Annotated in this window: 14 protein-coding genes; 1 reads left to right on the top strand and 13 read right to left on the bottom strand. The window is 65.9% G+C overall.

Going from position 1 to position 14,340, the window contains the following annotated elements:
- Positions 1-18: 18 nt before the first annotated feature.
- Entirely contained in the window at positions 19-942 is a 924-nt protein-coding gene (locus CFB52_RS05135; protein ID WP_059574058.1) for a histone deacetylase family protein, read from the bottom strand.
- 43 nt (positions 943-985) lie between these two features.
- On the opposite strand from CFB52_RS05135, the gene mltB reads away from it, so the two are divergent.
- Positions 986-2,329: a lytic murein transglycosylase B gene (gene mltB, locus CFB52_RS05130; RefSeq protein ID WP_099316184.1), complete on the top strand. Its 1,344-nt coding sequence runs from the start codon at positions 986-988 to the stop codon at positions 2,327-2,329.
- 85 nt (positions 2,330-2,414) lie between these two features.
- On the opposite strand, the gene cysM is transcribed toward mltB, so the two are convergent.
- The 12 genes from cysM to CFB52_RS05070 form a co-directional block, all read right to left on the bottom strand.
- Entirely contained in the window at positions 2,415-3,317 is a 903-nt protein-coding gene (cysM, locus tag CFB52_RS05125) for a cysteine synthase CysM (RefSeq protein WP_059574060.1), read from the bottom strand.
- Positions 3,318-3,530: 213 nt separating this feature from the next.
- A complete protein-coding gene (locus tag CFB52_RS05120) occupies positions 3,531-3,878 on the bottom strand; it encodes a helix-hairpin-helix domain-containing protein (RefSeq protein ID WP_060313163.1) in 348 nt (115 codons plus the stop codon).
- A 74-nt stretch (positions 3,879-3,952) separates the two neighbouring features.
- The gene (gene rfaD, locus CFB52_RS05115; RefSeq protein ID WP_006496538.1) at positions 3,953-4,945 is read right to left on the bottom strand and encodes an ADP-glyceromanno-heptose 6-epimerase; all 993 of its coding nucleotides are present in this window, start codon (positions 4,943-4,945) and stop codon (positions 3,953-3,955) included.
- A gap of 63 nt (positions 4,946-5,008) precedes the next feature.
- Positions 5,009-5,959 (bottom strand): D-glycero-beta-D-manno-heptose-7-phosphate kinase, encoded by a 951-nt coding sequence (gene rfaE1 / locus CFB52_RS05110; RefSeq protein ID WP_059574062.1) that lies wholly within the window; start codon positions 5,957-5,959, stop codon positions 5,009-5,011.
- Positions 5,960-5,966: 7 nt separating this feature from the next.
- Complete coding sequence (locus CFB52_RS05105; RefSeq protein WP_060965722.1) at positions 5,967-7,367, bottom strand: UDP-glucose/GDP-mannose dehydrogenase family protein; 1,401 nt, start codon at positions 7,365-7,367, stop codon at positions 5,967-5,969.
- A 90-nt stretch (positions 7,368-7,457) separates the two neighbouring features.
- Positions 7,458-8,630: a lipopolysaccharide assembly protein LapB gene (lapB, locus tag CFB52_RS05100; RefSeq protein WP_099316183.1), complete on the bottom strand. Its 1,173-nt coding sequence runs from the start codon at positions 8,628-8,630 to the stop codon at positions 7,458-7,460.
- Between the two features lie 54 nt (positions 8,631-8,684).
- Entirely contained in the window at positions 8,685-8,978 is a 294-nt protein-coding gene (locus CFB52_RS05095; RefSeq protein WP_034183038.1) for a lipopolysaccharide assembly protein LapA domain-containing protein, read from the bottom strand.
- A gap of 210 nt (positions 8,979-9,188) precedes the next feature.
- The gene (locus CFB52_RS05090) at positions 9,189-9,512 is read right to left on the bottom strand and encodes an integration host factor subunit beta (RefSeq protein WP_006486894.1); all 324 of its coding nucleotides are present in this window, start codon (positions 9,510-9,512) and stop codon (positions 9,189-9,191) included.
- A gap of 22 nt (positions 9,513-9,534) precedes the next feature.
- Positions 9,535-11,247, bottom strand: a complete 1,713-nt coding sequence (gene rpsA / locus CFB52_RS05085) for a 30S ribosomal protein S1 (protein ID WP_059574327.1) — start codon at positions 11,245-11,247, stop codon at positions 9,535-9,537.
- Between the two features lie 142 nt (positions 11,248-11,389).
- Positions 11,390-12,076, bottom strand: coding sequence for a (d)CMP kinase (gene cmk / locus CFB52_RS05080; RefSeq protein WP_059501685.1), 687 nt, complete (start codon positions 12,074-12,076; stop codon positions 11,390-11,392).
- Positions 12,077-12,089: 13 nt separating this feature from the next.
- Positions 12,090-13,394, bottom strand: a complete 1,305-nt coding sequence (aroA, locus tag CFB52_RS05075; protein ID WP_059574066.1) for a 3-phosphoshikimate 1-carboxyvinyltransferase — start codon at positions 13,392-13,394, stop codon at positions 12,090-12,092.
- 13 nt (positions 13,395-13,407) lie between these two features.
- A complete protein-coding gene (locus CFB52_RS05070; RefSeq protein ID WP_059574067.1) occupies positions 13,408-14,334 on the bottom strand; it encodes a prephenate dehydrogenase/arogenate dehydrogenase family protein in 927 nt (308 codons plus the stop codon).
- Positions 14,335-14,340 lie beyond the last annotated feature (6 nt).

Below are 14,340 nucleotides of genomic sequence, written 5' to 3'. Positions count from 1 at the left end.
TGGCCGGTCGGCCGGGATTCAGATCCCGGCCAGCACGCGCAGGTGCGCGACGACGCTGCGCCCGAGCGCGGACAGGTTGTAGCCGCCTTCGAGGCAGCTGACGATGCGGCCCTGCGCATGCCGGCGCGCCACCTCGACGATCTGCGCGGTCAGCCATTCGAAGTCGGCCTCGACGAGACCGAGATTGCCGATGTCGTCCTCGCGATGCGCGTCGAAGCCGGCCGACACGAACAGCATTTGCGGCTTGAACGCGTCGAGGCGCGGCAGCCAGAACATGTCGACGGCTTCGCGGATCGCCATCCCGTTGCTGCGCGCGGGCATCGGCAGGTTGACCATGTTCGGCGCCTGATGATCGACGCCCGAGAACGGATACAGCGGATGCTGGAAGAAGCTGCACATCAGCACGCGCTCGTCGTTCGCGAACGCCGCCTCGGTGCCGTTGCCGTGGTGCACGTCGAAATCGATGATCGCGACCCGTTCGATGCCGTGTACGTCCAGTGCATGCCGCGCGGCGATCGCGACGTTGTTGAAGAAGCAGAAGCCCATCGCTCGGGCAGGCTCCGCATGATGGCCGGGCGGGCGGACGCCGCAGAACGCATTCGCATAGCGGCCTTCGATCACCGCGTCGGTCGCCGCGATCGCGGCGCCGGCCGCGCGCAGCGCCGCGCGCCATGTGTCGGGATTCATCAGCGTATCGGGATCGATCTCGACGTAACCGTCGACCGGCGTCATGCTGCGGATGTAGTCGATGTGCGCCTGCGTATGCACGCGGCCCAGCGCGACCTCGCTCGCGAACGGCGCGGTTTCGTGCACGATCAGGTCGTCGATGCGGCTCGCAATCAGTTGATCCTGGATCGCCGACAGGCGGGCCGGGCATTCCGGATGCCACTCCCCCATCTCGTGCAGCATGCAGTCGGGGTGCGTATAGAAAGCGGTTGCCATAAGCTGTCATCCGTGGCGCAGGGTGCGCCGCAGGTCTCCCTCAATGATGTCCATCGTCTGCCGCGAATTCGCCGCTAACTTACCACAACGGGGGTCCGCTTCGGCCCGGCGCGCCGGATGCGTCGGGTATACTGCGCCGAACACCATCGCCCTGTCCGCCCGCTTCGACATGAATTCCAGCAAGCCTGCCGCCCTTCTCCCCGCGCTGTTCCGCGTTCGCGCTCCGCTCGTCGCCGCTGCCATCGCCACGGCCCTCGGCACCGCGCCTGCCGTCGCGCAGACGCAGCCGGCGAAGCCCGCCGGCACGCTCGTCGCCCAGGCCCAGCCGCAGCAGCCGACGCCGCAAGGCCAGACTTTCGAAGAGGAAATCGTTCCGCAGCGGTACGCGAACAACGCGAAGGTCGACGCGTTCATCGACGAGATGGTGAGCCGCAACGGCTTCGATTCGGCGAGCCTGCATGCGCTGTTCTCGCGCATCAGCTACTCGGCGACGGCCGTCAAGCTCGTGCGGCCCGCGCCCACGCCTTCGGTCAAGAACTGGCGCGTCTATCGCTCGCGCTTCATCGAACCGATCCGCATCAACGCCGGCGTGAAGTTCTGGAAGGCGAACCAGGCGACGCTGCAGCGCGCGTCCGAGCAGTTCGGCGTGCCGCCCGAGGTGATCGTCGGCATCATCGGCGTCGAGACCATCTATGGCCGCTACATGGGCAATTTCCGCGTGCTCGACGCGCTGACCACACTGACGTTCGACTACCCGGACACGCCGAATCGCGACAGCCGCCAGGCCACGTTCCGCAAGAACCTCGAAGACTTCCTGGTCTGGACCCGCGACAACCAGCTCGACCCGACCACCGTGCTCGGCTCGTACACCGGCGCGATCGGGATTCCTCAGTTCCTGCCGAGCAGCATCCGCGAATACGCGGTCGACTTCGACGGTACGGGCCACGTCGATCTGCGCAGCAGTCCTGTCGATGCGATCGGCAGCGTCGCGAACTACCTGAAGCAGCACGGCTGGGAAACCGACCGCCCGGTGGTCTGGCAGATCACGCCCGACACGGGCAGCCTGGGCATCGCGCAGGCCGCCGCGGACGGCCAGCCCGAACCGCACTGGGCACTGTCGCAACTGCTGCGCGCGGGCATGACGCTGAACGAGCCGACGGTCAACATCACGGCCGAAGCCGGCACGCCGGTGACCGTGGTCGACCTGCCGACGCCGGGGCGCGCGACCGAATACATGCTCGGCCTGAAGAACTTCTACGTGCTGACGCGCTACAACCGCAGCTTCTTCTACGCGCTCGCCGTGTACCAGCTCGGCGAGGCCGTGAAGGCGCAGATGGAAGCCAATGGCGCGCTGCAACCGGCCGCCGACGACGCGCAGCCGCAGTAAGCGCTGGTCGCCCAAAGAAAAAGCGCCGCGGTTCACGGAACGCGGCGCTTTTTTTATCGACGCGCGAATCGCGCCCCGCTCTCGCTCAGGCGGGAAACACGCCCGTGGACAGGTAGCGGTCGCCGCGATCGCAGACGATGAACACGATCGTCGCGTTCTCGACCTGCCGTGCGATGCGCATCGCGACTTCGCATGCGCCGCCCGACGAAATGCCCGCGAAGATGCCTTCGACCGCCGCAAGGCGGCGCGTCATCGTTTCCGACGCCGCCTGGCTCACGCTTTCGACGCGATCGACACGGCTGCGATCGAAGATGGTCGGCATGTACGCTTCCGGCCACTTGCGGATGCCGGGAATACGCGAGCCGTCTTCCGGCTGCGCGCCGATAATTTCGATCGCCGGATTCTGTTCCTTCAGGTAGCGCGACGTGCCCATGATCGTGCCCGTCGTGCCCATCGCGGACACGAAGTGCGTGATGCGCCCTTCGGTATCGCGCCAGATCTCCGGCCCCGTTCCTTCGTAGTGCGCGACGGGATTGTCGGGATTGCCGAACTGGTCGAGGATCACGCCCTTGCCTTCGCGCTGCATCTGCTCCGCGAGATCGCGCGCCAGCTCCATCCCGCCCTTCACCGGCGTCAGGATGATTTCGGCGCCATAAGCGGCCATGCTCTGGCGGCGCTCGACCGACAGATCCTCCGGCATGATCAGCACCATCTTGTAGCCGCGGATCGCCGCGGCCATCGCGAGCGCGATGCCCGTGTTGCCGCTCGTCGCCTCGATCAGCGTATCGCCCGGCTTGATGCGCCCGCGCGCCTCGGCCTTGCTGATCATCGACAGCGCCGGGCGATCCTTCACGGAACCGGCCGGATTGTTGCCCTCGAGCTTCGCGAGCAGCACGTTGTTGCGCGCGCGAATCTCGTCGTCCGGCAGGCGGACCAGTTGCACGAGCGGCGTATTGCCGATCGTGTCTTCGATAGTTTTGTAAGCCATGGATATACCGTGAGTGCGAGGCCGATCAATCGATCGATTGTAAACCAGCACCGGCACGCGCGCCGGCAACCCCATTACGACGATGGAATACGCGCGCCGCGCGGTTCGCGATCGTCGCGCAGCCCGCCGCACGCAAAAAACCCGCGGCATGCCGCGGGAAGCCGTCGCAACGACGGCGGCTGAAGGAGCCCTGTGTCGGGTATGTGCGACCCGTTATTTCTGCGCCGTGCGGGCCGGTGCGGCGGCGGGCTTTGCCGCCGCCGGCTTGCCCGCGGCCGGCGGCGTCGTACCCGTACCGGCCGCCGCACCGATCGTCAGCCCTTCCTGCTGAAGCCGCTCGACGGTATGCCCGCCCATGCCCTTCACGCGCGTGGCGAGATCGTCCGCATTCCTGAACGGACCGTGTGCGCCGCGCTCGTCGAGAATCGCCTTCGCCCGCGCCGGGCCAATGCCCTTGATGCCGACGAGCGCATCCTCGTTCGCGGTGTTGACGTCGACGGCCGCCCAGGCCGACGCCACCGCGCCGAGCATGACCGCCGCGGCAAACCATTTCCTGATCATGTGCTGGATCTCCGAAGAAAAACGGCCGGCGGCTGCCGACCGTGAGACCCAGTCTATCGATGTGACGCGCCGGTTTAAACCTGGCCGGATAGCCAACGGACGTAGCGATCGACGCCTTCCTGCACGGTCAGGAACGGTGCGTCGTAGCCGGCCGCGCGCAGTTTCGTCTGGTCGGCCTGCGTGAAGCACTGATACTTGCCGCGCAGCGCATCGGGGAACGGCACGTATTCGATCAAGCCCTGCTCGACCTGCTGCGCGAGCGTCAGCGGCGGCTGGTTGTCGAGCGCGCGCAGCGTGTTCACGACCGTCGATGCGATATCGTTGAACGGCTGCGCGCGGCCCGTGCCGAGATTGAAGATGCCCGACTTCTCCGGATGATCGAAGAAGAACAGGTTCACCTTGGTCACGTCCTCGACCGACACGAAATCGCGCGTCTGCTCGCCCGGCGCATAACCGTTGTACTCGCCGAACAGCTTCACCTTGCCTTCCGCGCGGAACTGGTTGAAGTTGTGGAACGCGACCGACGCCATGCGGCCCTTGTGGGTCTCGCGCGGGCCGTACACGTTGAAATAGCGGAAGCCCGCGATCTGGCTCTTCGCGCTCGGCAGCACGCGACGGATCACCTGATCGAACAGGAACTTCGAATAGCCGTACACGTTCAGCGGCGCCTCGACGTCGCGCTCCTCGACGAAACGCGTCGAGCCGCCGTAGATCGCGGCCGACGATGCATACAGGAACTGCGTGCCCTGCGCGAGGCAGGTATCGAGCACCGCACGGCTGTAGCGGAAGTTGTTGTCCATCATGTAGCGGCCGTCGGTTTCCATCGTGTCCGAACAGGCGCCTTCGTGAAATACCGCGCGTACCTTGCCGAAATCGCCGCGCGCGAAGCGTTCGACGAATTCGGTCTTGTCGAGATAGTCGTCGATCTCGCAGTCGACGAGATTGCGGAACTTGTCCGCGCGCGTCAGGTTGTCGACCGCGATGATGCGCGTCTCGCCGCGCTCGTTGAGCGCCTTGACGATGTTCGCGCCGATAAAACCGGCTGCGCCGGTGACGATGAGGGTCATGATCGTCCTGCCTGAAAAGTGCGAGCCATGCGTGCGGCGCGCTCGTCGCGCCGCCGAATGCGCTCAGTGAAACAGTTCGTCGTAATCCACGGTGGCCGTGCCGAGCTTGCCGACCACGATGCCCGCCGCGCGATTCGCGAGCACCACGGCGTCGACGAGCGGCACACCGGCGCCGAGCATCGTCGCGACCGTCGCGATCACGGTGTCGCCCGCGCCCGACACGTCGAACACCTCGCGCGCGAGCGCCGGCGCATGCAGTTCGCCGCCCGCGGAAAAGAGCGTCATGCCCTCCTCCGAACGCGTGAGCAGCAGCGCGTCGATGCCGAGCTCCGCGCGCAGATTCGCGACGCGCGCGCGCAGGTCGTCTTCCGATTTCCACTGCCCGACCACCTCGCGCAGTTCCGCGCGATTCGGCGTGATCAGCGATGCGCCGCGATAGCGCGCCCAGTCGTCGCCCTTCGGGTCGACCAGGACCGCCTTGCCGGCCGCACGCGCCTTCTCGATCATCGTCGTCACGTGCGTGAGGCCGCCTTTGGCGTAATCCGACATCAGCACGACGTCGTGCTGCGGCAGCAGCACGTCGAAGCGTGCGAGCCCCGCGAGCAGCACCTCGTGCGTCGGCATCGCCTCGAAATCGACGCGCAGCAGTTGCTGCTGGCGCGCGAGCACGCGCAGCTTGATCGTGGTCGGGAGTGCGGGATCGCGCTCGAGATGCGGCGTCACGCCGCTGCTGCCGAGCAGCTCGACGATCCGCTCGCCGGGTTCGTCGCAACCGACGACGCACAGCAGGCCGGCCTGCCCGCCGAGCGTCACGGCATTGCGTGCAACGTTGGCCGCGCCGCCGAGCCGCTCCTCCTGGCGCTGCACGTGCACGACCGGCACCGGCGCTTCAGGTGAAATGCGATCGACGTTGCCGAACCAGTAACGGTCGAGCATCACGTCGCCGACGACGAGCACACGCGAGCGCGCGAGTTGCTCGCGCGGCACCGGAACGATTTCGCGAAGAGTATTCATCGTACGTTCAGCCACGGGAGGACGACTGGGGATCGACGTACGGCCGGCCGATCGCGTAATAGTCGATGCCCAGCTCGGCCATCGCGTCCGGCTCGTACAGGTTGCGCCCGTCGAAGATCACCGGCGCCTTCAGTTCGGCCTTCAGGCGCGTGAAATCGGGGCTGCGGAATTCCTTCCACTCGGTCACGATCACGAGCGCATCCGCGCCGGTGACGGCGAGATCCTGCGTGTCGACGAGATGCAGCCGCGCCAGTGCGCGCGCATCGTCGCCGAAATCCAGCGCGAACACGCGCCGCGCTTCGTCGACCGCGACCGGATCGTACGCGCGCACGGTTGCTCCGCGTTCGAGCAGCGCCGCGATCAGGCGACGGCTCGGCGCCTCGCGCATGTCGTCGGTGTTCGGCTTGAACGCCAGGCCCCAGACCGCGAACTCGCGGCCCGTCAGGTCGGCGCCGAAGCGCTGCTCGATCTTGCCGATCAGCACGTCCTTCTGCGCATGGTTGGCGGCCTCGACGGCCTCCAGGATGCGCAGCGGCTGGCCGTTCTCGCCCGCGGTGCGGATCAGTGCCTGCACGTCCTTCGGGAAGCACGAGCCGCCGTAGCCGACGCCCGCGTACAGGAAGTGATAGCCGATGCGCGGATCGGAGCCGATCCCGCGTCGCACGGCCTCGATGTCCGCGCCGACCTTGTCGGCGAGATTCGACATCTCGTTCATGAACGAGATGCGCGTCGCGAGCATCGCGTTCGCCGCATACTTCGCGAACTCGGCCGAACGCACGTCCATGTAGATCGTGCGCTCGTGATTGCGGTTGAACGGCGCGTAGAGCTTCTTCATCTTCTCGCGCGCGGTCGTGCCGGTTTCGTCGTCGTCGACGCCGATGATGATCCGGTCCGGACGCATGAAGTCCTCGACCGCGGCGCCTTCCTTCAGGAATTCCGGGTTCGATACGACCGAGAAGCGATGCGCGACGCTGCCCGCGAGCCCGCGTGCGGCAAGCGCCTCGTCGACCACGCCGCGCACGCGCTGCGCGGTGCCGACCGGCACCGTCGACTTGTCGACGATCACCTTGAAGCCCGTCATGTGGCGGCCGATGTTGCGCGCGGCCTCGAGCACGTATTGCAGGTCGGCCGAGCCGTCCTCGTCGGGCGGCGTGCCGACCGCGATGAACTGGATCTCGCCATGCGCGACGCTCGCCTCGATGTCGGTCGAAAAGCGCAGGCGCCCCGCCGTGCGGTTGCGCGCGATGATGTCCAGCAGCCCCGGTTCGTGAATCGGCATCCCGCCGTTGTTCAGGATGTCGATCTTGCGCGGATCGACGTCGAGACAGAAGACGTCGTGACCGATCTCCGCGAGGCAGGCGCCCGTGACGAGACCGACATAGCCGGTGCCGATGATGGTGATTTTCATAGATGTTCCGGTACTTCCCGGTAATTGACTAACTTGGCCGCCGGGACGAGCCCGGCGGCAACCGCTGCGCGTTGGCTCCGCGCGCCGGAATCAGCCCGGCATCGCAGGTTCGACGCGGCGCGGCGCATAGGTTTCCCAGCCGCTGCAGCCGGGGCACTGCCAGTAGAAGAGCCGTGCCCGGAAACCGCAATTCTGGCACGTATACCGTGGCAGATTTTTCGTGCGCTGCTTGATCAGCGCACGCATCATTTCAAGTTCCTTACGACGCGGTTCGTCGGCCGCCGCGATCTGCGCATCGAGCAGGTGCAGCATCCCCGACAGGTTCGGCGACTTTTCCATCTGCGTGCGCGCGAGCGTGTGCGCGGCATCCTGGCCGCGCAACCCGGCGATATGCTGATAGGCGATGTCGAGCAGGTCGTTCGACGGATAACGATCGACGTACCCCATCAGCAGCTCCGCGCCTTCGACGTTCTTGCCGAGTGCGACGTACGCCTTCATCAGTTTGTCGGCGACGAGCGGCAGATACGCCGAATTCTGCGCTTCGACGCGCTTCCAGTACTCGATCGCGGCCGCGTGGTCGCCTGCCGCTTCCGCCGCATCGCCGGACAGAACCGTCGCACGGACGTTCTGCGGATTCACGGTCAGCGCAAGGCGCAGTTGCTCGGCCGCCGCTGCGGCATTCTTGCGCTGCAGCGCGTCCTGCGCGAGTTCGCAGTGAAACTGCGCAATTTCGATGCCGAGCGGCTTGTCGCTCATCGATTCGATGCGTTTGGCCGTGTCGATCGACTTGTTCCAGTCCTTCTCGATCTCGTAGATCGTCAGCAACGCCCGCTGTGCGCCGAGCGCGTAGTCGCCGTCCGCGAGCTTGTGGAACGCCTCTTCGGCGCGATCCAGCAGGCCGGCCTTCAGGAAGTCCTGGCCCAGTTCGTACAGCGCGTGGTCGCGCTCGTTGACCGGCAGATCGGTGCGGCTCAGCAGGTTCTGGTGCACGCGGATCGCGCGGTCGGTCTCGCCGCGACGGCGAAACAGGTTGCCGAGCGCGAAGTGCAGCTCGACCGTCTCGGGATCGAGCTTGGCCACCTCGATGAACGCATCGATCGCCTTGTCCGGTTGTTCGTTCAACAGAAAATTCAGGCCGCGAAAATACGAGCGCGGCAGGTTGGCACTCTCCGACAGGAGATTCTTCAGGTCATAGCGTGACGCCGCCCAACCGAGCGCGAATGCGACCGGAATCGCGAGCAACCACCAGAAATCCAGATCCATGCGAAATATCGAAGCAGAGACGAAAACCGCGCGAGGAATCGCGCGGCGTCCGTGTTAAATGACAGGCGGCATCGGCGGCTGGTCGATGACGGCGGGCGTTTCGCGCGCCGCACGCAGATCGCGCTTCAAACGCCCGTTCTCGAGACGCAGGCGGAAGATCGAAGGCAGCGCGGACAGCAGGCCGGCCAGCAGCCCCACGACGAAGAATGCCAGGCCGATCAGGATCAGCGGCGCTTGCCATGCGTAGCCGGCAACGAAATTCAGCGTCGCGGTTTGTGTATTGGCCAGCGCGAGCACCAGCAGCAGGACGAACACCAATACCCGGATCAGCCAGACGATAAACTTCATGAAGCCCTCTCTTTGTTGAGGTTTGCCGCGGCGCGCGACTCCCCTTCGTCGCACCGAATCGACCCGTATTGTAAAGGAAGCGTTTCCGCGGCTGCGCACATCCTGTGCGCCCGCGTTGCACACCCGTGGCCCGAAATGAAAAAAGCGCCCGCAAGGGGCGCTTTTCTTTTCAGCCTTCGCCGGACAGGTTCCGGGCACACCGAACGACGCTCAACGCTCGTCGTCCGGATCGTCAGCCTTCAGCGGTTCACCGGCGCGGCCGTCGACGCGTTCACGCAACTCCTTGCCAGGTTTGAAGTGCGGCACGAACTTCTCGGGCACCTGCACTTTCTCCCCCGACTTCGGGTTGCGTCCGACGCGCGCCGGGCGACGGTTGAGGCCGAAACTGCCGAAACCCCGAATTTCAATGCGATGCCCTTTCGCCAGGGCGTCGGACATCGCATCGAGCATCGTTTTCACCGCGAAATCCGCATCCTTGAGGACAAGTTGCGGAAATCGCGATGCCAGCTGCGCGACCAACTCGGATTTGGTCATACTTCAGCAGACCTCGTAAGGCTTACTGGTTCTGGCCGTCGAGCTTCGCCTTCAGCAGCGCGCCGAGGTTGGTCGTACCGGTCGCGGCAGCGCTCGTGTCCGACTGCAGGCCGCGGATCGCTTCCTGTTGCTCGGCCGAATCCTTCGCCTTGATCGACAGGTTGATGCCGCGCGACTTGCGATCGATGTTGATCACCATCGCGTTGACCTTGTCGCCTTCCTTCAGCACGTTGCGTGCGTCTTCGACGCGATCCTGCGAGATTTCCGACGCACGCAGGTAGCCTTCGACGTCGCCCGTCAGCGTGACGACCGCACCCTTCGCATCGACCGTCTTCACGACGCCGTCGACGATCGAGCCCTTGTCGTTCATGGCAACGTAGTTGCTGAACGGGTCGCCTTCGAGCTGCTTGATGCCGAGCGAAATGCGCTCCTTCTCGACGTCGATACCGAGCACGATTGCTTCGACTTCGTCGCCCTTCTTGTACTTGCGAACGGCTTCTTCGCCGGCTTCGCTCCACGACAGGTCCGACAGGTGGACCAGGCCGTCGATGCCGCCCGGCAGACCGATGAACACGCCGAAGTCGGTGATCGACTTGATCGCGCCCGTGATCTTGTCGCCCTTCTTGAAGTTGCGGCTGAAGTCATCCCACGGATTCGGCTTGCACTGCTTCATGCCGAGGCTGATACGACGGCGGTCTTCGTCGATCTCGAGGACCATGACTTCGACTTCGTCGCCCAGCTGGACAACCTTCGACGGCGCAACGTTCTTGTTGGTCCAGTCCATTTCCGACACGTGGACGAGGCCTTCGATGCCCGATTCCACTTCGACGAATGCGCCGTAGTCGGTGATGTTCGTGACCTTGCCGAACAGGCGCGTGCCCGACGGGTAGCGGCGCGAGATGCCTTCCCACGGATCGTCGCCCAGTTGCTTGATGCCCAGCGAGACGCGGTTCTTCTCCTGGTCGAACTTGAGGATCTTCGCGGTGACTTCCTGGCCAACCGACAGGACTTCGCTCGGGTGACGCACACGACGCCATGCGATGTCGGTGATGTGCAGCAGGCCGTCGATGCCGCCGAGGTCGACGAACGCGCCGTAGTCGGTGATGTTCTTGACCACGCCGTTGACGATCGCGCCTTCCTTCAGCGTCTCGAGCAGCTTCGCGCGCTCTTCGCCTTGCGTGGCTTCGATCACTGCACGACGCGACAGCACGACGTTGTTACGCTTGCGATCGAGCTTGATCACGCGGAACTCGAGCGTCTTGCCTTCGTACGGGGTCGTGTCCTTGACCGGACGCGTGTCGACCAGCGAACCCGGCAGGAACGCGCGGATGCCGTTGACCATCACGGTCATGCCGCCCTTCACCTTGCCGGTGATGGTGCCGGTGACGAGCTCGTTGTTGTCGAGCGCCTTTTCCAGCGACAGCCACGATGCAAGGCGCTTCGCCTTGTCGCGCGACAGGATCGTGTCGCCGTAGCCGTTTTCGAGTGCGTCGATCGCGACGGACACGAAATCGCCCGACTGCACCTCAACCTCGCCCTGATCGTTCAGGAATTCCTCGATCGGAATGTAAGCCTCGGACTTCAGGCCTGCATTGACGACCACGAAGTTGTGGTCGACGCGCACGACTTCGGCGGAGATCACTTCGCCGGCGCGCATGTCTTGGCGGGTCAGCGACTCTTCGAACAGAGCCGCAAAGGATTCGGTATTCGGGTTGGAGGTTTGCAGGTCGGACATAAAAATCTGATTGTGCATGGCTCGCTGTGCCACGCCGGCCGGAATGGCAGGCTGAAAGGGCCAGATCGAGGACCACACGGGGTTAAGGGTTCGAAACACGCTCCGCGCTTGCGACGCGAAGCACCTACCGCTGCCTGCCTTCTCAGGCCGGCTGGCCGAGTGCCCGGTACCACTGCAGCACCTGGTCGACGGCTTCATCGACCGAAAGTGCCGACGTATCGAGCAGCTTGGCATCTGCCGCAGGCTTCAGCGGCGCGGCCGCGCGATTGCTGTCGCGCGCGTCACGTTCACGAAGATCCCGGAGCAAGTCATCTATACTAGCAGAAAAACCTTTTTGCATCAATTGCTTATGCCGCCTGGTCGCGCGTGCCTCGGCGCTGGCCGTCAGGAACACCTTCAGCACGGCGTCCGGGAAGATCACGGTGCCCATGTCGCGCCCGTCCGCCACGAGGCCAGGCGTCTTGCGGAACGCGCGCTGGCGCGCGACGAGCGCGGTGCGCACGGGCCCGTGCACGGCGATGGCCGACGCGCGGTTGCCGACCGCTTCGGCGCGGATGTCGTTCGACACGTCGACGCCGTCGAGCTGCGCGCAACCTTCACGGAACGTGATGTGCAGGTCGTCGATCAGCTTCACCAGCGCGTCGACGTCTTCCGCGGCGATGCCGTAGCGCACGCTCGCGAGCGCCGCGAGCCGGTACAGCGCGCCGCTGTCGAGCAGGTGAAAACCCAGGTGCGCGGCGACGAGCGCCGCGACGGTGCCCTTGCCGGAAGCGGTCGGGCCGTCGATCGTGATGACGGGAGTCGGGTGAAAGGGTCGGGTGGATTTCATCGGAACAGTCGGGTCAGGCCTTGGCGAGCGCGGCGAAGCGGTCGAAATAGTCGGGGAACGTCTTGCCGACGCACTTCGGATCGTTGATCCGCACGGGCACGCCGCCCAGGCTGACGAGCGAGAAGCACATCGCCATCCGGTGATCGTCGTACGTATCGATCGCCGCATTCGGCGTGAGCTTTTCCGGCGGCGTGACGACGAGGTAGTCGGGGCCTTCCTCGACGATCGCGCCGACCTTGCGGAGCTCGGTCGCCATCGCGGCGATGCGGTCCGTCTCCTTCACGCGCCAGCTCGCGATGTTGCGCAGCGTGCTCGTGCCGTTCGCGAACAACGCCGCGACCGCGATGGTCATCGCCGCGTCGGGAATCAGGTTGAAGTCCATGTCGATCGGCTCGAGCTTGCCGTGATCGTGGCCGATGCCGCGCACGTCGATCCAGTCGTCGCCCATCGTCACGTTCGCGCCCATCTGCATCAGCGCGTTCGCGAAACCGACGTCGCCCTGGATGCTCGCGCGCCCCACGCCCTCGACCCGCAACGGGCCGCCGCCCAACGCGCCGGCCGCGAGAAAGTACGACGCGGACGACGCGTCGCCCTCGACCATGATCCGCCCCGGCGAGCGGTAGCGGACGCCGGCCGGCACGACGAAGCGCTGCCAGCCGTCGCGCTCGACGGTCACGCCGAAACGCGCCATGAGCCGGATCGTGATGTCGATGTACGGCTTCGAGATCAGCTCGCCGTCGACTTCGACGACGGTCCTGCCCTCCTTCGCCTTCACGAGCGGCAGCGTCATCAGCAGCGCGGTGAGGAACTGGCTCGACACGTCGCCGCGCACGCGGATCGGCGCGTCGACCGAGATCGTCGCCGGCTTGATCCGCAGCGGCGGGTAGCCGTCGTTGAGCTCGTAGTCGATCTGCGCGCCGATCTGGCGCAAACCGTCGACGAGATCGCCGATCGGCCGCTCGTGCATGCGCGGCACGCCGTGCACGCGATAGTCGCCGCCGTTCACCGCGAGCGCGGCGGTCAGCGGCCGCACCGCCGTGCCCGCGTTGCCGAGGAACAGGTCGGCCGTCTTCGCGGTGAACGCGCCGCGCGTGCCGGTGACGACACAGGTGTCGCCGTCGCGCGCGACCTTCACGCCGAGCTTGCCGAGCGCGTCGAGCATCACGCGCGTGTCGTCGGAGTCGAGCAGGTTGGTGATCGTCGTTTCGCCTTCGGCGAGCGCCGCGAGCAGCAGCACGCGGTTCGAAATGCTCTTCGAGCCGGGCAGGCGCACGGTGCCCGATGCGCTGGAGTATGGGCCGAGATCGAGATAGTCCATGGGAATCGTCCTGTTATTTCTTGACCGGTTCGGCAGCCGGCGTGCCGCCGCGTTCCTGCCATGCCTTGCGTGCGGCGCGCGAGCGCGTGAATACGGCTTCGAGCGCCGCGCCGTCGCCGGCGTCGATCGCCGCGCGCAACCGCGTGAGCACGCGCGTATAGCCGTCGAGCTCGTCGAGCAGCGCCGCGCGATTCGCGACGCACACGTCGCGCCACATTTCCGGGTTCGACGCCGCGATGCGTGTGAAATCGCGGAAACCGCCGGCCGCGTACGAGAATTTCAGTTCCGCGTCGGCTTCGCCGAGAATCTGCTCGACGAGCGCGAACGACAGCACGTGCGGCAGATGGCTGATCGACGCAAATACGCGATCGTGCTGCTCGGTGCTCATCGTGCGCACGTCGGCGCCGGTCGCGCGCCACATCGCGTCGATCCGCGCCACGGCTTCGGGCGCGTTCTCCGGCAACGGGCAGAGCACGACGTTGCGGCCGACGTAGAGATCCGGCAACGCGGCCTCGACACCGCTCGATTCGCGCCCCGCGATCGGATGACCCGGCACGAACTGCGCGATGCGCGCGCCGAGCGCTTCGCGCGCCGCCGCGACGACATCGGACTTGGTGCTGCCCGCATCGGTGACGATCGTCGCGCGGTCGAGCCACGGCGCGACGCGCGCGAGCAACGGGCCCGTCTGCGCGACGGGCGCGGCCAGCAGGACGAGATCGGCGCCGGCCAGCGCGTCGCGCAATTGCGCGTCGTCGTCGAGCGCCGCCGCACGGTCGATCACGCCGAGCGACAGCGCGCGCTCGACCGACGCCTGCGAACGGCCCACGCCGACGATCTCGCCCGCGCTGCCCGGCGCGCGCTCGCGCAACGCGCGCGCGAGCGACCCGCCGATCAGGCCGACGCCGAAGATGACCAGTTTGTTGAATGCAAAGCCTGACACGACAAG

It is taken from the genome of Burkholderia sp. AU18528 (assembly GCF_002223215.2).
Taxonomy (GTDB): domain Bacteria; phylum Pseudomonadota; class Gammaproteobacteria; order Burkholderiales; family Burkholderiaceae; genus Burkholderia; species Burkholderia semiarida.
The sequence above is the reverse complement of the archived record's forward strand: the minus strand, read 5'-3'. Positions and strand labels throughout refer to the sequence as shown.